General features: G+C 69.4%; 22 protein-coding genes and 1 tRNA gene. 12 read left to right on the top strand and 11 right to left on the bottom strand.

Annotated elements, in window-relative coordinates; all coding sequences use genetic code 11:
* Positions 1-142: 142 nt before the first annotated feature.
* Both IEZ21_RS41180 and IEZ21_RS41175 read right to left on the bottom strand, forming a co-directional pair.
* Complete coding sequence (locus IEZ21_RS41180) at positions 143-886, bottom strand: DUF6227 family protein (RefSeq protein WP_189326936.1); 744 nt, start codon at positions 884-886, stop codon at positions 143-145.
* 254 nt (positions 887-1,140) lie between these two features.
* The gene (locus IEZ21_RS41175) at positions 1,141-2,169 is read right to left on the bottom strand and encodes a P1 family peptidase (RefSeq protein ID WP_189326935.1); all 1,029 of its coding nucleotides are present in this window, start codon (positions 2,167-2,169) and stop codon (positions 1,141-1,143) included.
* Positions 2,170-2,297: 128 nt separating this feature from the next.
* Here IEZ21_RS41175 and IEZ21_RS41170 point away from each other — a divergent pair, with 128 nt between their 5' ends.
* Positions 2,298-2,513: a hypothetical protein gene (locus IEZ21_RS41170; protein WP_189326934.1), complete on the top strand. Its 216-nt coding sequence runs from the start codon at positions 2,298-2,300 to the stop codon at positions 2,511-2,513.
* Between the two features lie 28 nt (positions 2,514-2,541).
* Here the strand turns inward: IEZ21_RS41170 and mscL are convergent, their stop codons facing one another.
* The 6 genes from mscL to IEZ21_RS41140 all read right to left on the bottom strand — a co-directional run bounded on the left by mscL (position 2,542) and on the right by IEZ21_RS41140 (position 8,331).
* Positions 2,542-3,015: a large conductance mechanosensitive channel protein MscL gene (gene mscL / locus IEZ21_RS41165; protein ID WP_189326933.1), complete on the bottom strand. Its 474-nt coding sequence runs from the start codon at positions 3,013-3,015 to the stop codon at positions 2,542-2,544.
* Between the two features lie 135 nt (positions 3,016-3,150).
* The gene (locus IEZ21_RS41160; protein WP_189326932.1) at positions 3,151-3,714 is read right to left on the bottom strand and encodes a CpaB family protein; all 564 of its coding nucleotides are present in this window, start codon (positions 3,712-3,714) and stop codon (positions 3,151-3,153) included.
* Positions 3,715-3,973: 259 nt separating this feature from the next.
* The gene (locus IEZ21_RS41155; protein WP_189326931.1) at positions 3,974-4,816 is read right to left on the bottom strand and encodes an S-methyl-5'-thioadenosine phosphorylase; all 843 of its coding nucleotides are present in this window, start codon (positions 4,814-4,816) and stop codon (positions 3,974-3,976) included.
* 74 nt (positions 4,817-4,890) lie between these two features.
* Positions 4,891-5,211 (bottom strand): FmdB family zinc ribbon protein, encoded by a 321-nt coding sequence (locus IEZ21_RS41150; protein WP_033328853.1) that lies wholly within the window; start codon positions 5,209-5,211, stop codon positions 4,891-4,893.
* 70 nt (positions 5,212-5,281) lie between these two features.
* Positions 5,282-6,571, bottom strand: coding sequence for an MFS transporter (locus tag IEZ21_RS41145; RefSeq protein WP_189326930.1), 1,290 nt, complete (start codon positions 6,569-6,571; stop codon positions 5,282-5,284).
* Between the two features lie 227 nt (positions 6,572-6,798).
* A complete protein-coding gene (locus IEZ21_RS41140) occupies positions 6,799-8,331 on the bottom strand; it encodes a potassium/proton antiporter (protein ID WP_189326929.1) in 1,533 nt (510 codons plus the stop codon).
* A gap of 185 nt (positions 8,332-8,516) precedes the next feature.
* Between IEZ21_RS41140 and IEZ21_RS41135 the strand changes: the two genes are divergently transcribed.
* A complete protein-coding gene (locus IEZ21_RS41135; protein ID WP_189326928.1) occupies positions 8,517-11,291 on the top strand; it encodes a penicillin acylase family protein in 2,775 nt (924 codons plus the stop codon).
* 105 nt (positions 11,292-11,396) lie between these two features.
* On the opposite strand, the gene IEZ21_RS41130 is transcribed toward IEZ21_RS41135, so the two are convergent.
* Entirely contained in the window at positions 11,397-11,972 is a 576-nt protein-coding gene (locus IEZ21_RS41130; RefSeq protein WP_189326927.1) for a 5-formyltetrahydrofolate cyclo-ligase, read from the bottom strand.
* Between the two features lie 133 nt (positions 11,973-12,105).
* Here IEZ21_RS41130 and galU point away from each other — a divergent pair, with 133 nt between their 5' ends.
* The 7 genes from galU to IEZ21_RS41095 all read left to right on the top strand — a co-directional run bounded on the left by galU (position 12,106) and on the right by IEZ21_RS41095 (position 17,832).
* The gene (gene galU / locus IEZ21_RS41125) at positions 12,106-13,008 is read left to right on the top strand and encodes a UTP--glucose-1-phosphate uridylyltransferase GalU (RefSeq protein WP_189326926.1); all 903 of its coding nucleotides are present in this window, start codon (positions 12,106-12,108) and stop codon (positions 13,006-13,008) included.
* 5 nt (positions 13,009-13,013) lie between these two features.
* Entirely contained in the window at positions 13,014-14,336 is a 1,323-nt protein-coding gene (gene glp, locus IEZ21_RS41120) for a molybdotransferase-like divisome protein Glp (protein WP_189326925.1), read from the top strand.
* Between the two features lie 21 nt (positions 14,337-14,357).
* Positions 14,358-14,870 carry a cyclic pyranopterin monophosphate synthase MoaC gene (gene moaC / locus IEZ21_RS41115; RefSeq protein WP_373302362.1) on the top strand — a complete coding sequence of 171 codons (513 nt, stop codon included), beginning with the start codon at positions 14,358-14,360 and terminating at the stop codon, positions 14,868-14,870.
* The gene (locus IEZ21_RS41110; protein WP_189326924.1) at positions 14,867-15,370 is read left to right on the top strand and encodes a MogA/MoaB family molybdenum cofactor biosynthesis protein; all 504 of its coding nucleotides are present in this window, start codon (positions 14,867-14,869) and stop codon (positions 15,368-15,370) included. The genes moaC and IEZ21_RS41110 overlap by 4 nt, the downstream gene beginning before the upstream one ends.
* A gap of 26 nt (positions 15,371-15,396) precedes the next feature.
* Positions 15,397-16,026 carry a GNAT family N-acetyltransferase gene (locus tag IEZ21_RS41105; RefSeq protein ID WP_189326923.1) on the top strand — a complete coding sequence of 210 codons (630 nt, stop codon included), beginning with the start codon at positions 15,397-15,399 and terminating at the stop codon, positions 16,024-16,026.
* Between the two features lie 279 nt (positions 16,027-16,305).
* Positions 16,306-17,661, top strand: coding sequence for a divisome protein SepX/GlpR (sepX, locus tag IEZ21_RS41100; protein ID WP_189326922.1), 1,356 nt, complete (start codon positions 16,306-16,308; stop codon positions 17,659-17,661).
* A 97-nt stretch (positions 17,662-17,758) separates the two neighbouring features.
* A tRNA-Ala gene (locus IEZ21_RS41095) sits at positions 17,759-17,832 on the top strand.
* A gap of 73 nt (positions 17,833-17,905) precedes the next feature.
* Here IEZ21_RS41095 and IEZ21_RS41090 read toward each other — a convergent pair.
* Positions 17,906-18,652 carry a site-specific integrase gene (locus tag IEZ21_RS41090; RefSeq protein WP_246568717.1) on the bottom strand — a complete coding sequence of 249 codons (747 nt, stop codon included), beginning with the start codon at positions 18,650-18,652 and terminating at the stop codon, positions 17,906-17,908.
* On the opposite strand from IEZ21_RS41090, the gene IEZ21_RS48555 reads away from it, so the two are divergent.
* Both IEZ21_RS48555 and IEZ21_RS41080 read left to right on the top strand, forming a co-directional pair.
* Complete coding sequence (locus tag IEZ21_RS48555; RefSeq protein ID WP_281399674.1) at positions 18,533-19,027, top strand: UTRA domain-containing protein; 495 nt, start codon at positions 18,533-18,535, stop codon at positions 19,025-19,027. The genes IEZ21_RS41090 and IEZ21_RS48555 overlap by 120 nt on opposite strands.
* A gap of 122 nt (positions 19,028-19,149) precedes the next feature.
* A complete protein-coding gene (locus tag IEZ21_RS41080) occupies positions 19,150-19,575 on the top strand; it encodes a GNAT family N-acetyltransferase (protein ID WP_246568715.1) in 426 nt (141 codons plus the stop codon).
* Positions 19,576-19,703: 128 nt separating this feature from the next.
* On the opposite strand, the gene IEZ21_RS41075 is transcribed toward IEZ21_RS41080, so the two are convergent.
* Positions 19,704-20,057, bottom strand: coding sequence for a VOC family protein (locus IEZ21_RS41075; RefSeq protein ID WP_213089421.1), 354 nt, complete (start codon positions 20,055-20,057; stop codon positions 19,704-19,706).
* A 1,005-nt stretch (positions 20,058-21,062) separates the two neighbouring features.
* Between IEZ21_RS41075 and IEZ21_RS41070 the strand changes: the two genes are divergently transcribed.
* Positions 21,063-22,994: an ATP-binding protein gene (locus IEZ21_RS41070; RefSeq protein ID WP_189326919.1), complete on the top strand. Its 1,932-nt coding sequence runs from the start codon at positions 21,063-21,065 to the stop codon at positions 22,992-22,994.
* Positions 22,995-23,002: the final 8 nt, after the last annotated feature.

Raw genomic sequence — 23,002 nt, 5'->3', positions numbered from 1 at the left:
CCCGCCCTGCGACGGGCTGACGCACCGGCCCACGACCCCGCACCCACCACCCACCCCAGGGGCGCGGGGAACGGCGCGACCAACCACAACGCACCCGCAGCCGCCAACGGACCGAACCCACCCACCCGGTAGGCGCCCCCGCTCAACCGCCGGAGGCAGAAGCTCGCCTCTCCATCGCATCCCGCGCAGCGTCCTCGCTGACGTACACCTCGCACACGTGCCGCCCATCAGGCGTAGCCGTGTGCTCGACCTCCCAGAGGGACAACTCCCGCCCGTCCAGCAGCAAGAACGCATGCTCGTAGAGCGAGAAGCCTGCCCCCCGACCTCCATACGGCCGGCCAAACGCCTGAGTGATCTCGTGCGCGAACGCCATCCGCAGCAGCTCGGCCATCTCCTCGCCCGGCCGGTCCGCATTCTCGGCGCGCCGCAGCAACCGGCGCCCGTGATCCGCCGAGTCATCGAGCACGTACACATGCCGAGGCTCGGGAACCGGCGCCAGCAGCGCCAGAGCCGGCATCTCGAAGTCCGGCTCGTCGGGCGGCAGCGGCAACCGCGCGGTCGCGGCCTGCAACTCCTCCCGGTCCTCGTACACCTCGTGCTCCACATGGCCGCCGGGCCCGGTGTTGTGGACCAGCTCCCACAGCGTGAGCGCCGAACCGTCGGCGAGCAGCCACGTGTGCCGGTACGTCCCGCGGTGCAGCCCGGCACTGTGGTGCGCGGAGTGCAGCGAACTGTCGTGCGCCAGCGCGGAGTCGAGCCGGCCTATCGTCTCGTCGGAGAGCTCGAAGGAGTTCAGGGCGCGGCCGAGGAGTCGCGCGAGATGCTCCTCAGGAGACTCGGGCGACTCGGGTGGCTCGTACGCTGCCGTCTCGTACGGAACGCTCAAGGTTTCTCCCGGCGTTGCTGCATGTCACCTTGTGGGTGCATACCGTAGCCCCTCAGTCGGACATCATGTCCGGGAACCGAGAAAACGTACGCACAGAAAACGTGGAACCCGCGCGGCAAGTTCCCCTCCACCCTGACACAATCCCAACTCCCCTGCTCGGAAGGGGGGCAGACACTCCTACCCGTGCGCCCCCGCCCACCGGCACCTCTCACTCACCGGCCTCCCTTCCCCGCCTCCCCGCCGACCGGCCCCCGCTACAAGTCGCCGTACAACTCCCCGTACGCCGGCCACACCCCACCCGGCCCCTCCACCGACTCGGCGGCCCGTACCGCCCGTACTATCGCCCGCGTCACCAGATCCGCCCCGGCCGCGAGGAGTTCGTTCAGCGCGAGCGGGTTCTCCTCCGCCAGCGGACGCGCCCCCGTGGCGAGCGCGAACACCGTGTCTCCGTCGTTGAGCAGATGCACCGGCCGTACGGCGCGCGCGATGCCGTCGTGCGCCGTTCCCGCCAGCTTCTGCGCCTGCGCCTTCGACAACTCCGCGTCGGTGGCGACCACCGCGAGCGTGGTGTTCAGCGGGGGAGCGCCGTTCTTCGCCGCGGTCTCGGCCAGCCGTGCCCGCGCCGCCTCGTGCACCTCCTCCGCCGGATACGTCATACGCCCCTGAAGCAGCTCCCCGTACAACGCCCCCGTCAACGGATCCACCGCCGACCCCGCCGCGTTGGCCACCACCAGTGCCGCCACCGTGACACCCGAGTCGAGCACGGCACTCGCGCTGCCGATCCCTCCCTTCATGCTCCCGACCGCCGCTCCCGTACCGGCGCCCACACAGCCCTCCTGGACCGGCGCGCCGAGTTCGCTCGCCGCGGCTGCCGTCACCGCCTCGCGGCCGGTCGCCGCGTCGGGCCTGGCCCGGAAGTCGCCGCCGCGTCCCAGGTCGAAGACACAGGCCGCCGGGACGACCGGCACCACGTGCACTGGATCGGGCCCGACGCGCACCCCGCGTCCCCTCTCCTCCAGCCAGGCCATCACGCCCGCCGCCGAGTCCAGCCCGTACGCACTGCCGCCGGTCAGGACCAGCGCCTCGACCTTCCGCACCACGTTGCGTGGATCGAGCGCGTCGGTCTCCTTGGTGCCGGGCCCGCCGCCGCGCACGTCCACGGCCGCGACGGCACCACCCTCCGGGGCCAGGACGACCGTCGTACCGGTCAGCCAACCACCGCCGGTCCGCGTGGCATGCCCCACGCGCAGCCCGGCCACATCTGTCAGAGCGCCAACTGTCATGGCACCCAGTGTCGAACAGATACCCGATCGAACACGAGTGGGAATGCACTCGAGAGGGAAGGCGCCCGCGAGGGAGCCCGGATATGCCATCCGAACTGGGCCCGCCCTCAGGGCCGTACCCTGGACCCATGAGCAGCACCCCCGCCCCCGAATCCCAACCTGCGCCTTCCGAGGGGGCAGCCCCCGCCCCCCAGGACTCCCGCAAATCCGCGCTGGTCTTCGACGATCCGTTGAGCCAGCAGTCCGCGGACGACACGGACGGCGGGTGGGGCGAGCGGCCCAGCGGTGACAGCGCCGGGGACCTGGCCCGCTTCCTGGACGAGAAGCCGCCACACCACATCTGAGTCCGGCAGGTCCGGCGAGCGGTGGGCGCTATTGCTCGGTGCGCCCCGAGCCGCGCTGCGCCACGAGGGCGTCGCGGATCTCCTTCAGGACCTCCAGCTCGGTCACCTCTATGACCTCGTGCGCGCCCTCCTTCTCCTTCTGGCGGGCCGCCTGCCGGGCCAGGTACTTGGACATCGGCAGCACCATCAGGAAGTAGACGACGGCCGCGGTGATCACGAACGAGAGCGTCGCGCCGAGCACCGAACCCCACATGATCCGGACGCCCTCCGCGGTGGCGCCGGTGCCTGTGCAGGGGCCCTTGATGCATGAGCTGTAGTTGTCCAGGTTCTTTGTGCCGATCGTGCCCACCAGGGGGTTGATGACTCCCTTCACCACCGAGTTGACGATGTTGGTGAAGGCCGCGCCGATGACCACCGCTACTGCCAGGTCGACGACGTTGCCGCGCATCAGGAAGGTCTTGAAGCCTTCCAAGACGCCCGGATCCTTCTTGCTCTCGCTCACCAGGGAGCCTCTCTTCAGCCGCACGAGTTGTGGAGTGAACAGCTCCGCAACCTACGGCAGGGCGTGGCGACCTTGTCCAACGCCCCAGCTCCATCGAAGGACTTGACAGCCAGCCGGTGATCCTCTTGAGCAGACTCAGCACAGGGTCACCGCCAATCGTGAGGTCGCGCCGGCTCCGGCCAGCCGCACTGCCGTCTGCCGCGGCACCGACAGCATGACCAGCGCACCGCCTTCGGCCACCCCGTCCAGGGCCTCGGGAACCTTCGTCACCCGCACTCCGCGCGCGACCACCCGCGCATCACCGCCGCCCGCCGCCGACTCCTCGGCCGCGACGACATCGACACGATCGCCCGGCCGCAACAGCCGTACCGTCGCGCCGTCCGCGATCCGCACCGGCGCCGTCACCATCTCGACGGCCCGCCGCTCCCGTACCGGATCTCCCGTCACTCTCGACTCCGCCGCGACAGGCGGCGTACCTGCGGAGTGGGCCCTTGCCCGGCCCGCGTCCCGTGGCCCTGCCGCCACCAGCGCGGCGGCGGTCACGGCGAGCCCCGCGGCCACGGCCCGCCTTCTGTGCCGTACGAGCCGTCGCAGTTGGTACCGCCCGCCACGCACCCGCACGGGGGCGAAGTGCGGCACCTCGCACGTACCGGGCGCGTCCGTGCCCAACGGGCGCGGAAAGGAAGGGAGTAGCGACACGAGAACCACCACCAGCGGTCGGGAGATCGGCTTGCGATGCCAGACTGCGGCCTCGCGCCGAATCCCGCTGCGGCCCGTGGACTACCGGCCGGTTGTGGACAACTCGCTCACCCGAAGGGGGAGTTCCGCCCCAACCGAGCCGTCCACAGAGCCACCGAGCCGTCTACAGAGCCACTCTGAGAGCCCCGAACCCCTCCACAGAGCCGCCCCTGAGACCCCCGGACTTCCAGACCCCCGCTCCCGAAGCCCCCGGACCGCCCTACGGCAGCTCGAATCCCGGATCCATCCCGCCCAGCGCTTTCGCGCACAGGCAATCCCGCGCCCCGTTCTCGGGCAGCCCCGCCACCGCGTCGAACAGCACGCCCCGCAGCCGTTCCACGTTCGACGCGAACACCTGCAGCACCTCCTCGTGCGAGACGCCCTCGCCGGTCTCGGCCCCCGCGTCGAGGTCGGTGACCAGGGTCAACGACGTGTAGCAGAGCTCGAGTTCACGGGCGAGCGCCGCCTCGGGATGCCCGGTCATGCCCACCACCGACCAGCCTTGCGCCTGGTGCCACAACGATTCGGCACGGGTGGAGAACCGCGGCCCCTCGACCACCACGAGCGTCCCGCCGTCCACCGGCTCCCAGTCCTGGCCGCGGGCCGCCGCCAGCGCGGCCTCGCGCCCGACGGGGCAGTACGGGTCGGCCAGGGACACATGCACCACGTTCGGCACCTGGCCCCCCGGCAACGGCATCCCGTCGAAGTACGTCTGCTCCCGGGACTTCGTACGGTCCACCATCTGGTCCGGTACGAGCAGCGTTCCCGGGCCGTACTCCTGACGCAGCCCGCCGACCGCGCAGGGCCCGAGCACCTGACGCGCCCCGACGGAGCGCAGCGCCCACAGGTTGGCGCGGTAGTTGATGCGGTGCGGCGGCAGATGGTGGGCGCGGCCGTGGCGGGGGAGGAAGGCGACCCGCCGCCCGGCGATCTCGCCCAGGAAAAGGGAGTCGCTGGGCGCCCCGTAGGGCGTGGCCACCTGTATCTCGGTCACGTCGTCGAGGAAGGAGTAGAAGCCCGAGCCGCCAATGACGCCGATCTCGGCGTTCTCCGTGTTCGCCATGACCGCACCCTAACCGGGTCCGAAAACGCCGCGGACCCCGCCGTCGTACGACGACAGGGTCTCGTAAGAAAGCCTTACGCGGCCGAGCTGCTGCTCGAGGAGGTGCCGGTGCCGGACGACGACGAGTCCGAGGACGACGAGGTCGTGGTGGACGACGGGGTCGTGGAGGCGGGGGTCGACGTGGAGGACGACTTGGCCGTCGAGCTGCTCGACGAGGAGCTGCGGCTGTCGTTGCGGTAGAAGCCGGAGCCCTTGAAGACGATGCCGACCGCGGAGAACACCTTCTTCAGGCGGCCATCGCAGCTGGGGCACTCGGTCAGGGCGTCCTCGCTGAACTTCTGCACCACCTCGAGGCCCTCGCCGCAAGCGGTGCACTGGTACTGGTAGGTCGGCACTTTAGTCTTCCTCCTGGCACTCTCACTCGATGAGTGCTAACGACCATCAATAGTGACCTATTCCCAGCATTCAGTCCACTGCCAGCGGTACGCGGTGACCGACGCCACGTGCGACGGTCCGGCTGACCGGCCTGGGCACGAGCCGCGAGCGCTGGGCCACGAGCGTCGCCAGAGCCAGCAGCGTTCCGCCCATCGGGACGAGGAAGCCGGCGCCGTCCCAGAGGCGGTCCTCCAGTTGTCCGGCGACGGTGACGGCCGCCGCCTGCCCGAGCGCGACCGCGCCGGTCAGCCAGGTGAAGGCCTCCGTGCGGGCGCCTGCCGGAACCAGGCCGTCGACCATCGTGTAGCCGGTGATCAGGGCGGGCGCGACGCACATGCCGACCAGGAGGCCGACTCCGGCGAGGGCGACCACGGAGTCCGCGGCCCACAGACCGGAGGCGGTCAGGGCCAGTGCCGCGTACCCGATGACCAGACGGCGGCGCGGGGCCGTCTTCCAGGCGATGGCGCCGCAGACGATCCCGGAGAGCATGTTGCCCGCGGCGAACGTGCCGTACAGGACGCCGTTCAGGCCGGGCTCGCCGATCGACTCGGTGAACGCGGCGAGCGAGACCTGCATACCGCCGAAGACGAAGCCGATGCCCAGGAAGGCCACGATCAAGACGCGTACTCCGGGGACCGACACAGCGGAAACGTGCTCCACGCGCGCGTGCCCCTCGAGACGTACCGCGGGCTGCGTGCTCTTCTGGGCCGCGAAGAGCAGGCCGCCGACCAGGGTCAGCGCGGCCTCCGTGAGCAGGCCCGCCGCCGGGTCCACGGTGGTGCACAGCGCGGTCGCGAGCAGCGGGCCGAGTACGAAGGTCAGCTCGTCGGTGACGGACTCGAAGGCCGCCGCGGTCGTCATCAGGGGTGAGCCCTGGAGCTTGACGCCCCAGCGGGCCCGCACCATGGGGCCTATCTGTGGCACGGAGGCGCCGGTCGGGACGGCCGCCGCGAACAGCGTCCACAGGGGAGCGTCCGCGAGCGCGAGCGCCGTCAGGGAGAGACCCGCCACGGTGTGGACGAGGATGCCGGGCACCAGGACGGCGCGTTGCCCGTGACGGTCGGCGAGCCGGCCGGTGAGGGGCGCGAACAGTGCCATGGAGACACCGGTCACGGCGGCGACGGCACCGGCAGCCCCGTACGAGCCGGTGGTGTGCTGCACGAGCAGTACGAGGGACAGCGTCAGCATCGCGAACGGCTGCCGCGCGGCGAAGCCGGGAAGCAGGAACGTCCAGGCGCCGCGCGTGCGCAGCAGTTGCCCGTATCCAGGGCGGGAGGTGACCGAGGTCCTGGCGGACTCGGAGGTGACCGTGGATGCCACGGCCGTGCCTTTCTGCCGCCTGGTAGCGCGCGCCCGTGCGGGGGGCGTGCCGAGAGCTGTCCTCTTGCGCGGAACTGCGGTAGATACCGGGCCCGGGGAGGGCAGCGGCCGCCATACGGTCGCGCCAGCTCTGCGTCAGGCAGAGGTGGGTCGATCTGAGTGCGCCTTCATCGTACAGGCATCAATGATCGCGCCCCTGGGAAAGTGAGAATCCTAGCCGCTTTCACCTACGAAGTGCCGTTACCGCCCGTCCCCAGCCATCCCGCCAGCTTGCCGCCCCGCCCGACCGCCCGCAGCCGTCGCTCGGCCGCGTCCCGGACCGGGTCCGTGGCCACCACGAGGAGTTCGTCGCCGCGTTGCAGAATCGTCGTGGGCAGCGGGACGAACGATTCCCCGTCCCGTACGACCAGCGTGACCGCGGCGCCCGGGGGCAGCCGCAGTTCGTTGATCTCGACGCCGTGCATTTTCGACCCCTCGGGGATCGCGACCGACAGCAGATGTCCGCGCAGCCGCTCCAGGGGCGCCGATTCGATGCCCAGGTCGGCTGCCTCGGCGGCGGACTTGCCCAGGCTCAGCTTCCGGGCCAGCCAGGGGAGAGTCGGGCCCTGTACGAGGGTGTAGACGACGACCAGTATGAAGACGATGTTGAAGATGCGACGGCTCTCCTCGACGCCGCTCACCATCGGAATCGTGGCCAGGATGATGGGCACGGCGCCGCGCAGGCCCGCCCAGGACATCAGGACCTGCTCCTGCCACGGCAGCCGGAACGGCAGCAGCGCGATCACGACGCTCAGGGGACGCGCCACCATGGTCAGCACCAGGCCGATGACGAGCGCGGTCCAGAAGTCGTCCTTCAGCTCGTGCGGCGTGACCAGCAGGCCGAGCAGGACGAACATGCCGATCTGGGCGATCCAGCCGAGCCCGTCGGCGAAGCCGCGGGTGGCGGGCCAGTGCGGCAGCTTCTGGTTGCCGAGCACCATCGACGCCAGATACACGGCGAGGAAGCCGCTGCCGTGGGCGAGCGCCCCGCCCGCGTACGCCATGACCGCGATGGCCATGACGGCGATCGGGTAGAGGCCGGAGGCGGGCAGTGCCACATGACGCAGTCCGTACGCGCCGGCGAAGCCCACCGCGAGCCCGATGGCCGCGCCGATGGCCAGCTCCAGGGCTATCGTGCCGAGCAGCGCGTACCAGTGCTCCACCGGACCAGCCGTGGAGAAGGCGACGACGAGGATGACCACCGGAGCGTCGTTGAAGCCGGACTCGGCCTCCAGCATGCCCGTCAGGCGCGCGGGGAGGGGCACTCTGCGCAGCACCGAGAAAACCGCCGCCGCGTCCGTCGAGGAGACCACCGCGCCGACGATGAGCGCCTGCCGCCACTCCAGATCGATCAGGTAGTGGGCCGCCGTGGCCGTGACGCCGACGCTCACCCCGACCCCCACCAACGCCAGTGACGAGGCGGCCGGAAGCGCCGGCTTGATGTCCTTCCACTGCGTGCCGAGACCGCCCTCGGCCAGGATCACGACCAGGGCCGCGTACCCGAAGACCTGGGTCAGTTCGGCGTTGTCGAACTGGATACCGCCGACGCCGTCCTGCCCCATGGCGACGCCGATGCCCAGGTAGACGAGCAGGCTGGGGAGCCCGCTGCGCGAAGAGATGCGAACCGCTGCCACCGCGACGAGCAGAACGAGCGAGCAGATGAGCAGGAGCTGGTTGAGGTGGTGGACAGTCAGCGGGTGCTCCCCTTTTCGGCCGTGCAAGTACTTCGTTACTTTACCTAACTCTTGACGCTTTCTTGACGATCGCGAATGTGGCCCCCATCGCCTGAAGAGCCCCGTTCCCGACTCCGCGTCAAGCCGCGTCAGGCCCTGACCTATGGTTGCTCCAGCGTTCAGTCAAAAGCACGGCCCCGCCTGCCGCTCGCGTGAGGACAGCAAGGACAGCGATGCCCCCCAACACCACCTCTTCTTCCAGTCAGACGCGCGGCAAGTCCGGCAGGAAGAAGGGGCGCAGAACCCGTCTGATCTTGATCGTCCTGATCCTGGCCATCATCGGGGGCGTCGGATACGGGGCGTTCTGGTCCATCAGCACCGTGCGCGGCTCCTTCCCGCAGACCAAGGGATCGATCGAACTGGACGGCCTGTCAGGCCCCGTGGACGTCAAGCGTGACGGCAACGGGATCCCGCAGATCTACGCCGCCACCGACGAGGACCTGTTCATGGCGCAGGGCTATGTCCAGGCGCAGGACCGGTTCTACGAGATGGACGTACGCCGTCACATGACGTCCGGCAGGCTCTCCGAGATGTTCGGCAAGGGCCAGGTCGACAACGACGAGTTCCTGCGCACCCTAGGCTGGAAGCGGGTCGCGGAGGAGGAGTACAAGACCAAGCTGTCGGCCGAGACGAAAAAGTACCTCCAGGCGTACGCCAAGGGAGTCAACGCCTACCTCCGGGGCAAGGACGGCGAGGACATCTCCCTGGAGTACGCGGCGCTCGGTTTCTCCAACGACTACAAGCCCGCGGAGTGGACTCCGGTCGACTCGGTGGCCTGGCTCAAGGCGATGGCCTGGGACCTGCGCGCCAACATGCAGGACGAGATCGACCGCTCCCTGATGACCAGCCGCCTCGGCCCGCAGCAGATCGCCGACCTGTACCCGCAGTACCCGTACGACCGGAACAAGACGATCGTCCAGGAGGGCGAGTACAACCGCAGCTCCCAGGAGTACGAGCAGAACGGCGACACGGACACGTCCACCGAGGGCTCCGGGCTCGCCGGCGGCAGCACTGACCCCTCCGGGCTGCAGAGCCAGCTGTCGGGCCTCTACGACGAACTGGACGACGTCCCGACAGCTGTCGGCGTGAACGGCAACGGCATCGGCTCCAACTCCTGGGTCATCGGCGGCGCCCACACCATCAGCGGCAAGCCGCTCCTCGCCAACGATCCGCATCTGTCGCCGTCGCTGCCTTCGGTCTGGTACCAGATGGGCCTGCACTGCAAGAGCGTCTCCGACAAGTGCCAGTACGACGTCTCCGGGTACACCTTCGCGGGCCTGCCGGGCGTGGTCATAGGCCACAACAAGAACATCGCCTGGGGGATGACCAACTCCGGTGCCGACGTCGCCGACCTGTACCTGGAGAAGCTCACCGGGGACGGCTACGAGTACGACGGCAAGGTGAGGTCCTTCACCAGCCGCGAGGAGAAGATCGACGTCGCGGGCGGCGACAGCAAGACGATCGTCGTCCGGGAGACCAACAACGGGCCGCTGCTGTCCGACCGCGACGACGAACTCGTGAAGGTCGGCAGGAAGGCCACCGTCGACCAGTCGGCCCCCGACCGCGGCGACGGCTACGGCATCGCGCTGCGCTGGACCGCCCTGGACCCCGGCACTTCGATGGACGCCGTCTTCGCGATGAACAAGGCCACCGACTGGAACGGCTTCCGCAAGGCCGCCGCCCTGTTCGACGTGCCCTCGCAGAACCTGATCTACGCCGACACCGAGAACAACATCGGCTACCAGCTGCCCGGCCGGATCCCGATCCGCAGCGAAGGCGACGGCTCGCTCCCGTCGCCGGGCTGGGACTCCAAGTACGGCTGGGGGCCCGACGACACCAAGGACGACCCCAAGGACGACTACATCAAGCAGTCCGAGCTGCCCTACGAGTACAACCCGGAACGCGGCTACATAGTGACCGCCAACCAGGCCGTCGTCGACAAGGACAAGTACAAGTACACGCTCACCACGGACTGGGGCTACGGCACACGCAGCCAGCGGATCACCGATCTCATCGAGTCGAAGATCAAGGGCGGCGGCAAGGTCTCGACCGACGACATGCGCCAGATGCAGCTCGACAACAGCAGCGAGATCGCCAAGCTCCTGGTGCCGCTGCTGCTCAAGATCGACGTCCCCGACAAGGACGTACGGGACGGGCAGAAGCTCCTGGAGGGCTGGAACTACACCCAGGACGCCGATTCGGCGGCTGCCGCCTACTTCAACGCGGTCTGGCGCAACATCCTGAAGCTCGCGTTCGGCAACAAGCTGCCCAAGGAGCTGCGGGTCGAGGGTCAGTGTCTGTACGTCGAGCCGGTCGACACCACCGGTCCGGCCGACGAGGACCGGCGGGTGCGCGAGTGCGGCCAGCGTGACGCGGACAGCGCGCAGCCGGACGGCGGCGACCGCTGGTTCGAGGTGGTCAGGTCGATCCTCGACGACGAGGACAGCGACTGGTGGCAGGCGCCCGGCAACCGCACCGACGAGGCGGCCACGAACCGCGACGAGCTCTTCGGGCGGGCCCTGGAGGACGCCCGCTGGGAGCTGACCGCCAAGCTCGGCAAGGACATGGACACCTGGAACTGGGGCCGCCTGCACCGGCTGTACCTCAAGAACCAGACCATGGGCACCGACGGCCCCGGCTTCCTGCAGTTCATGCTCAACCGCGGCCCGTACAACCTGGGCGGCGGCGAGGCCGCGGTCAGTGCCACCGGCTGGAACGCCGCCGGCGGCTACACCGTGGTCTGGGTGCCGTCGATGCGGATGGTCGTGAACCTCGACGACTTCGACAAGTCGAAGTGGATCAATCTCACCGGCGCCTCCGGGCACGCCTACAACGCCCACTACATCGACCAGACCGACAAGTGGGCCAAGGGCGAGCTGCTGGACTGGGTCTCCACGGAGAGGGCCGTCGAGGAGAACACCGAGGACACGCTGGTGTTGCAGCCCTGAGGCGGACTTCGGCAGACCCCGCCGTGAATCGGCGGGCCCGGCCGTGAAAATGGCCCTCCACGCGCGCGTGGAGGGCCATTTCGCAGATCAGCCTCTCCAGGGGCGTCACCGGAAGCGACGTACTCCCGAAGGGGTGATCACCGCGTGCACCGGCCGGTCATGCGGTTCCTCAGGGACACGATCGACCACTTCGGAGTCGTGCAGCAGCACCACCAGCGCCGGATCGGCCCCCGCCCGCTCCAGCCGCGCGAGCACCCGGTCGTACGACCCGCCGCCGCGCCCGAGCCGCATCCCGCGTGCGTCCACGGCGAGCCCCGGCAGCAGGACGGCATCGGCCGACAGCACGGCATCCGGTCCGAGGCGCTCGCCCGCGGGCTCCAGGAGGGCCATTTTTCCCCGGTGCTGTATGCGGACGAGCGAGCCCTGACCGTCGTACGCACCCCAGTCCAGGTCGTTGTCCGCCATCAGGGCCGGCAGCAGAACGCGCACCCCACGCGTGTGGAGCGCGTCGAGGAGCGCGCGTGTACCCGGCTCGCTCCCCACGGAGACGTACGCCGCCACGGTGCGCGCCCGCGCCAGTTCGGGCAGCTCCAGGGCGCGGGCGGCGAGTGCGGCTTCTGTTTCCCGTCTGTCATCCGCCGTCAACCGGCTTCTCGCCAGGAGGAACCCCTGCCGTAACATCCGCTTGCCAGGCTCCGCATCCGGTCTCGGCCGACTCACAGTTCACTCCCGTACTCTTGCTCATGCGCTCATATGAGAGCGAATTAACCGGAGCCACACATTCAATACTTTGGCACCGGATATGGTGACCGGCATGACTCAGGCACACCCCAGGATCAGCAAGGCTGTCATCCCCGCAGCGGGCCTCGGTACCCGGTTCCTGCCGGCCACCAAAGCCACTCCCAAGGAGATGCTGCCGGTCGTCGACAAGCCGGCGATCCAGTATGTGGTCGAGGAAGCCGCCTCCGCGGGCCTCGACGATGTCCTCATGATCACAGGCCGCAACAAGCGTCCCCTTGAGGACCACTTCGACCGCAACTACGAGCTGGAATCGGCCCTTCAGAAGAAGGGCGACGCCGACCGGCTCGCCAAGGTGCAGGAGTCCAGCGACCTCGCGACCATGCACTACGTACGCCAGGGCGACCCCAAGGGCCTCGGCCACGCCGTCCTGTGCGCCGCCCCGCACGTCGGCCACGAGCCCTTCGCCGTCCTCCTCGGCGACGACCTGATCGACCCGCGAGACCCCCTGCTCGCGCGCATGGTCCAGGTCCAGGAGCAGCACGGCGGCAGCGTCATCGCCCTCATGGAGGTCGCGCCCGAGCAGATCCACCTCTACGGATGCGCGGCCGTCGACGCCACCCCGGACAGCGACGTGGTCAAGGTCCACGACCTGGTCGAGAAGCCGTCCGCGGCGGACGCCCCGTCGAACTACGCGATCATCGGCCGCTACGTCCTCGACCCGCACGTCTTCGACATACTCCGCAAGACCGAGCCGGGCCGCGGCGGCGAGATCCAGCTCACCGACGCCCTCCAGCAGCTCGCCGCCGACGAGAAGATCGGCGGACCCGTGCACGGCGTCGTCTTCAAGGGCCGCCGCTATGACACCGGCGACCGGGGCGACTACCTGCGTGCCATTGTCCAACTCGCGTGCGAACGTGAAGACCTGGGCCCGGACTTCCGGACCTGGCTTCGCAGTTACGTCACCGAGGAGATGTAGCAACCTTGAGCAGCGCCGCGACCCGCGTCACCGGCCAGGACCACCTCTGGTCGGTGACCGAGCACCTGGAGGACATCCTCACGACCGTCCGCCCCCTCGAACCCATCGAGCTGCAACTCCTCGACGCCCAGGGCTGTGTCCTGGTCGAGGACGTCACGGTGCCGGTCTCCCTGCCGCCGTTCGACAACAGCTCGATGGACGGGTACGCGGTCCGGGTCGCCGATGTCGCGGGCGCGAGCGAGGAGTTCCCGGCCGTCCTCACGGTCGTCGGAGACGTCGCGGCGGGCCCGGCCGAGCCGCTCCAGGTGGGCCCCGGAGAGGCCGCCCGCATCATGACCGGCGCCCCGCTGCCGCCGGGCGCCGAGACCGTCGTCCCCGTGGAGTGGACCGACGGCGGCCTCGGCGAGGGCCCCGTCTCCCGGATGCGCGCCCACAGCGCGGCCCCCGAGGGCGCTTCCGGGCAGGTCCAGGTGCACCGTCCGGCTCCGGCACGCGCGCACGTGCGCGCGAAGGGCAGCGACGTCAAGGCAGGGGACCGCGCACTCGAAGCGGGCACGATCCTCGGCCCGCCGCAGATCGCGCTGCTCGCCGCGATCGGCCGCGGCACCGTACGCGTGCGCCCGCGCCCGCGCGTGGTCGTGCTGTCCACCGGCAGCGAACTCGTCCAGCCCGACGAGGAGTTGGGCAACGGCCAGATCTACGACTCCAACAGCTTCGCCCTGACCGCCGCCGCCCGCGACGCCGGAGCCATCGCCTACCGCGTGGGCGCGGTCGCAGACGACGCCGAGACCCTCCGGGCCACCATCGAGGACCAGCTCATCCGCGCCGACCTCCTGGTCACCACGGGCGGCGTCAGCGTGGGGGCGTACGACGTCGTCAAGGAGGCGCTGGAGTCCGTCGGTGACGAGGACGAGCCCGGCAGCGGCATCGAGTTCCGCAAGCTCGCCATGCAGCCCGGCAAGCCCCAGGGCTTCGGCTCCATCGGCCCCGACCACACCCCGCTGCTCGCGCTGCCGGGCAACCCCGTCTCGTCGTACGTCTCTTTCGAACTGTTCGTACGCCCCGCGATCCGCACCCTGATGGGCGTCGACGACATCCACCGGCCCACGACCAGGGCGGCCCTGAACACCGACAAGGCGCTGACCTCGCCCTCCGGACGCCGTCAATACCTGCGCGGGCGGTACGCGAACGGTGAGGTGACCCCGGTCGGCGGCGCCGGCTCGCACCTGATCGCGGCCCTCGCCCGCGCCGACGCGCTGATCGTGGTCCCCGAGACCGTGGAATCCGTGGAGCCCGGCACCGAGGTCGAAGTGGTCCTCCTCGGCTGACAGGGCCGGGATGGCGGTACCGTGTCGCGCACAACACGCCCGACCGGGAGCGCCATGAGTACCAACGACCGACTGACCCACATCGACGAGGCGGGTGCCGCCCGTATGGTCGACGTGTCCGGGAAGGACGTGACCGCGCGCACCGCCCGCGCCAGCGGCCGGGTCCTGGTCTCACCCCGGGTGGTCGAGCTGCTGCGCGGCGAGGGCCTCCCCAAAGGCGACGCGCTGGCCACCGCGCGCATCGCGGGCATCATGGGCGCCAAGCGCACACCGGACCTGATCCCGCTGTGCCACCCGTTGTCGGTGTCGGGTGTCAAGCTTGATCTGTCGGTCGCGGACGACGCCGTCGAGATCCTGGCCACCGTGAAGACCACCGACCGTACGGGCGTGGAGATGGAGGCCCTCACCGCGGTCAGCGTGGCGGCTCTCACCGTGATCGACATGGTCAAGGCGGTCGACAAGGGGGCAGTCATCACGGACGTACGCGTCGAGGGGAAGACGGGCGGCAAGTCGGGCGACTGGAGCCGGACATGACGTATCGCGCCCTTGTCGTCACGGCATCCAACCGCGCCGCCGCCGGGGTCTACGAGGACAAGGGCGGCCCCCTGATCGCCGAGGGGTTCGTCTCGTACGGCTTCGACGTGGACGGACCCCGGGTCGTCCCCGACGGTGACCCCGTGGAGGCCGCCCTGCGCGAGGGCGTCGAGGCCGGGTACGACGTCATCGTGACCACCGGAGGCACCGGCATCTCGCCCACCGACCGCACCCCCGAAGCGACCCGGCGCGTCCTCGACCACGAGGTGCCGGGCATTGCGGAGGCCATCCGAGCGTTCGGAAGGGAGAAGGTGCCGACGTCGGCGCTGTCCCGAGGCCTGGCCGGAGTCGCCGGACGGACGCTGATCGTGAACCTGCCGGGTTCCACCGGCGGGGTCAGGGACGGACTCGCCGTCCTGGAACCCCTGTTGATCCACGCCGTGGACCAGCTCCGCGGCGGCGATCACCCCAGATCCAGCGGCAGTGGGGGTGCGAGCTGAACAGCCCATCCTGGCCGGTCGAGCTGGTGGACGCCGATGTCGTCCTCCGGCCCATAAAGATGCGCGACCACCGGGTCTGGCGCGACGTCAACCGACGCAACAGGGACTGGCTGCGCCCCTGGGAAGCCACCATTCCGCCGCCCACGCCCAGCGGGCCGATAGCGCACCGGCCGACCTACCGTCAGATGGTCCGGCATCTGCGCGCCGAGGCCAACGCGGGCCGGATGCTGCCGTTCGTCATCGAGTACCAGGGGCGGCTCGTCGGGCAGTTGACCGTCGCCGGAATCACCTGGGGCTCGATGTGCTCGGGCCATATCGGCTACTGGGTGGACGAGGCGGTCGCCGGACGCGGAGTGATGCCGACGGCCGTCGCTCTCGCGGTCGACCACTGCTTCCGCACCGTAGGGCTGCACCGCATCGAAGTCTGCATTCGCCCCGAGAACGTGCCCAGCCGCCGGGTCGTGGAGAAACTCGGATTCCGCGAAGAAGGACTTCGTCCACGTTATCTTCACATTGACGGGGCCTGGCGCGACCACCTCGTCTTCGCGCTCACGGCAGAAGAGGTCCCCGAGGGCCTGCTCAGCCGCTGGCAGCGGACACGCTCCCGGAACACATCCGAAAACTCACCGCGGGACACCCCCCGGAACACGGCCTGAGCGCTCCGCTGGAAGTGCCGCAATGAGGCTGCGGGCCCGTCGTGGCTGGTCGCGCGGTGCCTCGGGCCAGGCTCCACCAAGGCCACCGAGAACACCACCTAAATGAAATACGTGTTCGAAAATGATCGGTGATCGACCGTCCTGAGGCACTAATTTCCCGGTCTCGGCGGCCTGCTGATCGCATCGGTCACAAAAAAAGCTCGAAATATCAGCCAGATCGTGCGACACACCGGCGGAATTGGCAGATGGCCTCACGTAAACCCCTCTACCGTGTGAGGCGTGAGCAGCAGCGGCCTCATCTACGCAGTCATTGTCGGGGCCTGGGCCGCCTACTTGGTGCCCATGTGGCTCCGTAGGCAGGACGAGCTGAATGAGGCCCGTCCGACGGAACGCTTCAGCACCGCCATCCGGCTGCTGTCCGGACGGGCGGGGATGGAGCGCCGATACGCCAAGGACCTGCGGGCGCGCTCCACCGAAGAGGGGGAGCGCGACGCCGAACCGGACGGCCTCACCGCCTCGGTGGACGCCCGGGCCTTCGCCATGCCTCAGACCCGGCGCGAGGTACGGGGCAAGGTCGCGGATGTACGGGACGATGCGCGGGGCGTACGCGGCGAGGGGCGGCCCGAGGCGGAGGGTCGGCCTTCGGGGAAGCGGGCGTCCGGCTCGGCGTCCGAGTCCGGGTCCAAGTCCGCATCCGCGGCGGAGTCGAAGCCCGGTGCCAAGTCGGCGTCGCAGGCGGGCCGCTCGGCCGGGGCCAGACCGGTGCCTCAGCAGGGGGCCAAGCCGGGAGGGAAGCCGAGCGCCAAGCCGTCGTCGTCTCCGGCATCGACGTCATCGTCGTCCTCCTCCTCGCCCTCGTCGTCCCGTGCGCGCCGGGCTGCTGCGGCGGAGGCCGCCGCGCGCGCCCGGCGCTCGAAGGTGCTCGCGCGCCGACGGCGTACGACGACGGTTCTCTTCCTCGCCTTCACGCTCGGCGCGATCGTGGCGGCTGTCGGAGGACTCGCCCTTCTGTGGGCGCCCGGGGTGCCGGCGATACTGCTGAGCGTCTACATCGCGTATCTGCGCTCCCAGGAGCGGCGGCGGTTCACGTACACGATGGACCGCAGGCGTGCCGAGGCCGCGGCGCAGCGGCTGCGGGAACGGCAGCCGAGGCGACGACCGCCCGCCGAGCCGGGCGCCGCCGACGACCTGGAGGACGGACCCGAGCCGACCAGTGACCCCGGCCTGTCCGCGCTGACCGCCGACCGCCGAGCCCTCGTCGAGCAGACCGATCATGCGGAGTGGGTCGACCAGCAGCGCGAACGCCGCCGCGGTCCGGCCGGCGGCGACAGCTGGGACCCCGTACCGGTACCGCTGCCGACGTACGTGACGGCCCCCGTCGCCCCGCGCGCCACGTCCGGCGTCGACCTGGGCGCACCCGACGCGTGGAGCTCGGCACGGTCCAGCGCGGCCGAGCGCCCCGCGGCCGGGGCGGCTCCGACGCCGGAGGACGAGCCGTCCGAGCCCGACGCGGACTCGGACGGCGCCGCGGACGCGCGCCGCGCCGCCTCGGCCCGCCGCGCCCGCGAACGCGGCCGCACCCCGCTCTTCGACCAGTACGAGGACGGCGACCGACCGCGCGCCGCCAACGAGTGACAAGCGAGTGGCAGCGCCCCGGAAGCCCCGCCCTTGACCAGCCAGGAACGGATTTCCAAGCACCCGGACCCGGATGCTAGAGTTTCCCTCGTTGCAAGGGCCTGTGGCGCAGTCTGGTAGCGCACCTCGTTCGCATCGAGGGGGTCTGGGGTTCAAATCCCCACAGGTCCACCGCAGCTCAAAGCCCCTACTGGTGATCGCCAGTAGGGGCTTTTGCATGCCGTACAGCAGTGAAGTACAGCAACTACATTGGATCTTGCTTCCCAAGGTGCTTGCCGAGCTTGCGGAGTGCCTGCCGGGTCGACTCTGACGGCACGTGCGTGTAGACCTCCATCGTCACCGCGATCTTGCTGTGCCGAAGGATCTGCATCGCGACGCGGGGGTGCACGTCGAGGGCTGCCAGGAGCGAGCCGCAGGTGTGCCGGGTGTCGTGCAGGCGGATCCGGCGAACGTCCGCTTTGGCCGACCGGTCGACGAACCGGCGGTTGAAATTACAGGGCTCGAACGGTGTGCCGTAGCGCGTGGTGAACACGAGATCTGAGTCCGTCCATAGGTCGCCAGCGGCTTGCTTCGCCAACTCCTGCTCCTTCCTGCGGAGTTGGAGCGCAGCCACGCAGATCTGCGGCAGCGGAAGCGTGGCCGCCGACGCCTCAGTCTTGGTCTCGTCGTGGACCAGGCGCCGGTTGATCCGCTGTAGCTGCATCTGCACCGTGATCTCTCCGGCGTCCAGGTTCACGTTGTCCCAGGTGAGGCCCAGTACTTCACCACGCCGGAAGCCCAGGACGAGGATGAGCACGTACGCCGCACAAAGCGGATCATGAGTCGTGCTCGCGGCTTCGAGGAACTGCCGCGCCTCTTCTACGGACCATGGGTGCCGCTTCTTCTTGCGCGCCGATCGAACCTTGACCAGGGCCGCGACGTTCTTCGAGATCATCTCTTCGGTCATTGCGTTGGTCAGTGCCGACCGCAGAACAGCGCGCGCATCCTGCACCGTGCGACGCGACGGGGTGCGTTCAAGGGTCCCGGTCGTCTCGGCGGCCTTGGTCGCGTACCGTACCGCGCCGACGGGCGAGTGGTGCAGCTCGTGACCACGTACATTCCGCTCTCGATCGCCGGAGGCACGTACTTGGAAGAGGCCGTGCCTGGCCCCGGCGGGATCTATGCCGCGTTCGAGGGACTGGGCCACAGGATCAGTCGGATGCTCGAAGAGGTTCAGGCCCGCATGCCGAGGTACGAGGAGGCGGAACGGCTCGGCGCCGAGTCTGGAACGCCCGTCCTCGATGTGGTGCACATCAGCTACGACCAGGACGAGACGCCCATGGACCTCTCAATCACTTCGTGCTCCGCGCCGACGAGAACGTCTTGACGTACGAGCTACCGACCGACTGACGGGAGCCCAGACCCGATGAGCCGCGAAGCCGCCACAGAACAGGCTTCCACCATCCGACGGCGTACGGATGAGACGTTCCCGAGGCAGCCGCAGCGCTGGTGAAGGTGCATGCCGAGGACGGGTACCCGGTCGAAGGAGTCGACGACCCCGAAGCGTGGCTGACTCCGCCGGAACTACTGGCGGCATGGGTGGCGGTTCGCGGCGAGCGGGTTGTAGGCCATGCGGCGTTGACTCGCCCAAGCGGGGAGGACGCCGTGGCTCTGTGGCTCGACAAGAGCCAGGACAGCGAAGCCCAATTGGCTGTGGGCGCACGCCTGTTCGTCGCACCGGAAGCGCGCCATGAGGGACTCGGCGAACGGCTCATGAAGGCAGCGAACACCTACGCTCGCGAACGCGGACTACGGGTGGTGCTCGACGTCATGGCCAAGGACACAGCAGCCATTCGGCTCTACGAGTGCTTGGGGATGCAGCGCATCGGAACCTCCACGCACGCCTATGGGGTCAAGTCCCGTGTAGTGGTGTAGCCGGGTCGAGTTGGTCGATGTCCTGGGGGAGATCTTGTCCATGCTGCCTTCGGGGAAGTAGCGGCGGGGGCAGCTGCGGGTGGGTGAAACCGTCCGGCACCTCCGCCTGAACGGCTGCCCGGCCCCGCTCAGCTCTTCCGCTCACCCAGGACACAGAATTCGTTGCCCTCCGGGTCGAGGAGGGTCACCCAGTGCTGCTCGCCCTGCACGGTGTCGGCGCGCAGGGCACCGAGGGAGAGCAGCCGGGCGACCTCGGCCTCCTGGTCGTCGGGGCGGAAGTCGGGGTGGAGCCGGTTCTTCGACGTCTTGCCCTCGGGGACAGGCACGAAGAGCAGCCCCGGCATCTGGTCCGGCTCAGGCCGGATCTCGATGATCTCCTCGGATTCGTCAACCACTACCCAGCCGAGAGCCTCGGCCCACCAGCGCCCGAGGGCGATGGGGTCGGAGGAGTCGACGATGATCTGTTCCCATTCGAGTGCCATGGGCGTGAGCATAAACAGGGTCGGCTGGCTGCCAGGGCAGGGGGCAATAGCGGTCCGGGCGTGCAGCCAGGCCCCAGCCTTCGTCGCTGCGGTACAGCACGGAAGTACAGCAACCGTGCCGACCATCACCGACCGTAGTTGATCCTCACTGTCCGGCTGACCAGGTGAGGAGACCTCAGCGACCGCAATGCCGGTAGTTCGCATCGAGGGGGTCTGGGGTTCAAATCCCCTCAGGTCCACCGCACGGCCGTTCTTGAGTTAGCTCAGGAGCGGTTGACGAGATCCCGGCGATCATGATGATCGTGCGGGATCTTCGTCGTCTCCGAGGGCTGTTCGGGGTGGTGGATGGCGGCGGTTGTGGAGTGTGGCCGTGATCACGTGTTGTTCTGTCCGCTCAGTGCTTTGTAGTGGGTGGCGGTGGCCGTCCGGTCCGCGCGCGGGTGGGTTTGTCTCTGGCGGCGTTGGTGGCTGGGGATCGGCGTCGCCGAAGTCGGTGTCGGTGAGGTGGGTGCCGGTGCGCTGGTAGAGCCAGGTCTCGAGGATGTCGAGGTCGCCTGCGGTGACCAGGGCGGCGACGAGGAGTGTCTGGGTGACCTGGCCGGGTGCGGGCCGGTGTTTCGGGTTGCCGATGTCGATCTCGTCGCGGACATCGGGCTGGCTGTAGAGCCAGGATCGCGAGACCCCGGCCGTGCGGGCGACAGCCTCGAAGGTGACCGTTGCGCCGGTCCGCTCAAGTTCGCGCAGCGCCTGGACGGCCTTCGCGCGAGTGAGCTCGTGTCCCCCTCAGGGCGGGCATGCGCGCGCCGCCGAAATGGGTGGCCTGGCGAGCCAGGCGTGTAACGATTCAGTACCTAATAGGGCAATACGGTGACACGGCTGAGGCCGATACGTTATGCGACAGAAACCCTGTTATGGGGATGGGTCGCTAATGTCTGACCGTTGATGAGGTCGACGAGGTGGGAGTCGTAGATGGGGTTGTCCGGCCGAGGCCGCTGGGCGCAGAACATGGGCAACGCATTCGGCTGGCGCACCATCCGCGGACGCATGGCGCTCATCCTCGCCGTACCGACCTGCCTGCTGCTGGTGATGGTCGGCGTGGCCGTCGACAACCAGCTCAATGCGTACCAGGACGCGCGTGACACCAGGTCGCAGATCGGGGTGAGCGTGCGCATCCAGGATCTGGTGCACAACATGCAGACAGAGCGCATCTTCACCTACGGCCTGCTCGCCGGCGACAACAGCTACCGCACACAGCTCACCCGCAAGCGCGAGCAGGTCGACGGCTTCCGCCGTCAGCTGCGTGACGAGCCGCTCGCGGCCGGCGCGATGAGCCGCTTCGGGAAGCTCGACTCGATCCGCACCGCCGTGGACTCAGGCACGGCCGACCGCAAGAAGACCCAGACTTATTACACCAACGTGATCGGCGCACTCAATGCCGCCGACCCCGCCGCGGACAAGGCCACCCGCGGCGACCGGCTGTTGCGTGACGACCTGGCCGCCCTCCAGGCGCTCGCCGAGGCGAAGGAAGCCCAAAGCCAGGAAGGCAGCCTGCTCGCCGGCGTTCTGGCCGCAGGTTCCTTCAAGGGGACGAGCTTCCTCGACTTCGTCGAAGCGCGGGCTACGCGCCTGTCCGCAATGGGCCGCTTCTTCGAGCTCGCCACTCCGTCCCAGCGCGACGACGTGACGAAGATCTTCTCCTCGCCCGTGATCCAACGCCTCGACAGGCTTGAGAACGCGGCCCTCAAGGCCAACGACGGGTCACGGCTGCACGCCGACCCGGTAGCGTTCGCCCGCGACGGGAGCCTCGTTGACGCCACCCTGTATCGGGCGCAGCAGCGGATCGACACCGACGTACAGACCCGCGCCAAAACTCTCAGCGACGCCGCCGCCACCGCCCTGGCCGGCTACATCGCCCTCGGCGTGCTGATGGCCGCCGCCCTCGTCGCCGCCGCGATCCTCGCCGGCCGCGCCATCACCAGGCCCCTCGACACGCTCGCCCGCGAGGCCGACGGCATCGCCCAGCGCCGCCTGCCCGAGATTGTGGCGCGCATCCAGACCGGCGAACTCGTCCCGCCCGAAGAGGACCGGGGGCTGCCCAGCAGCGCACAGGAGATCACCAGGGTCGTCGCCGCCCTGCACAACGTCGAGCGCATCGCCGTCGGCCTGGCCGCCGAGCAGGCCGTACTGCGCCGCAACACCACCGAGTCACTCGCCAACCTAGGCCGCCGCAACCAGGGGCTCGTCCGCCGTCAATTGAGCCTCATCACCGCCCTCGAACAGCAGGAGCTCGACCCTGAGTCGCTTGCCGAACTCTTCGAACTCGACCACCTCGCGACCCGTATGCGCCGCAACGCGGAGAGCCTGCTCGTCCTCGTGGACGAACGCACCCCCCAGATCAGCAGCACGACCGCCAGCAGTCTGGAACTGGTGCAGTCCGCCCTGGGCGAGGTCGAGCAGTACCGACGGGTCGCCATAGCCGAGATCGAGCCCCGTCGGATCAGCGGCCGCGCCGTCGCCGAGCTCTCTCACCTGCTGGCCGAGCTGGTCGAGAACGCCCTCACCTTCTCCCCGCCGGACGAGCCCGTGAACGTCCACGGCTGGGGCGACGGCAACGAATACTCCATCGCCATCGTCGACCACGGCGTCGGCATGTCCCCCGAGGACCTCGCCGGCGCCAACGCCCGCATCGCCGGGGAGGAGGCGTTCCTCGTCGCCCCCACCCGGTACCTCGGCCACTATGTCGTCGGCCGCCTCGCCCGCCGCCTCGGTGTCGATGTCCTGCTCTCCGACACCCCCGATGGAGGCCTGTCCGCTCTCGTCACCCTCCCCGCCCGGATCCTCGCCCCCGACGAGGCCCCGCCGCCGGACCCGCGGAAGTCCGTCTCCTCCATGCTCAACGGCTTCAGGGCGGGCGTCGCGCGCGCCGAAGCCAGATAGGAACCATC

Origin of the sequence: Streptomyces flaveus, from assembly GCF_014647675.1 — a bacterium.
GTDB classification, from domain to species: Bacteria; Actinomycetota; Actinomycetes; order Streptomycetales; family Streptomycetaceae; genus Streptomyces; species Streptomyces flaveus.
Note: the sequence above shows the minus strand (reverse complement) of the source record. Positions and strands in the feature narration are given on the sequence as shown.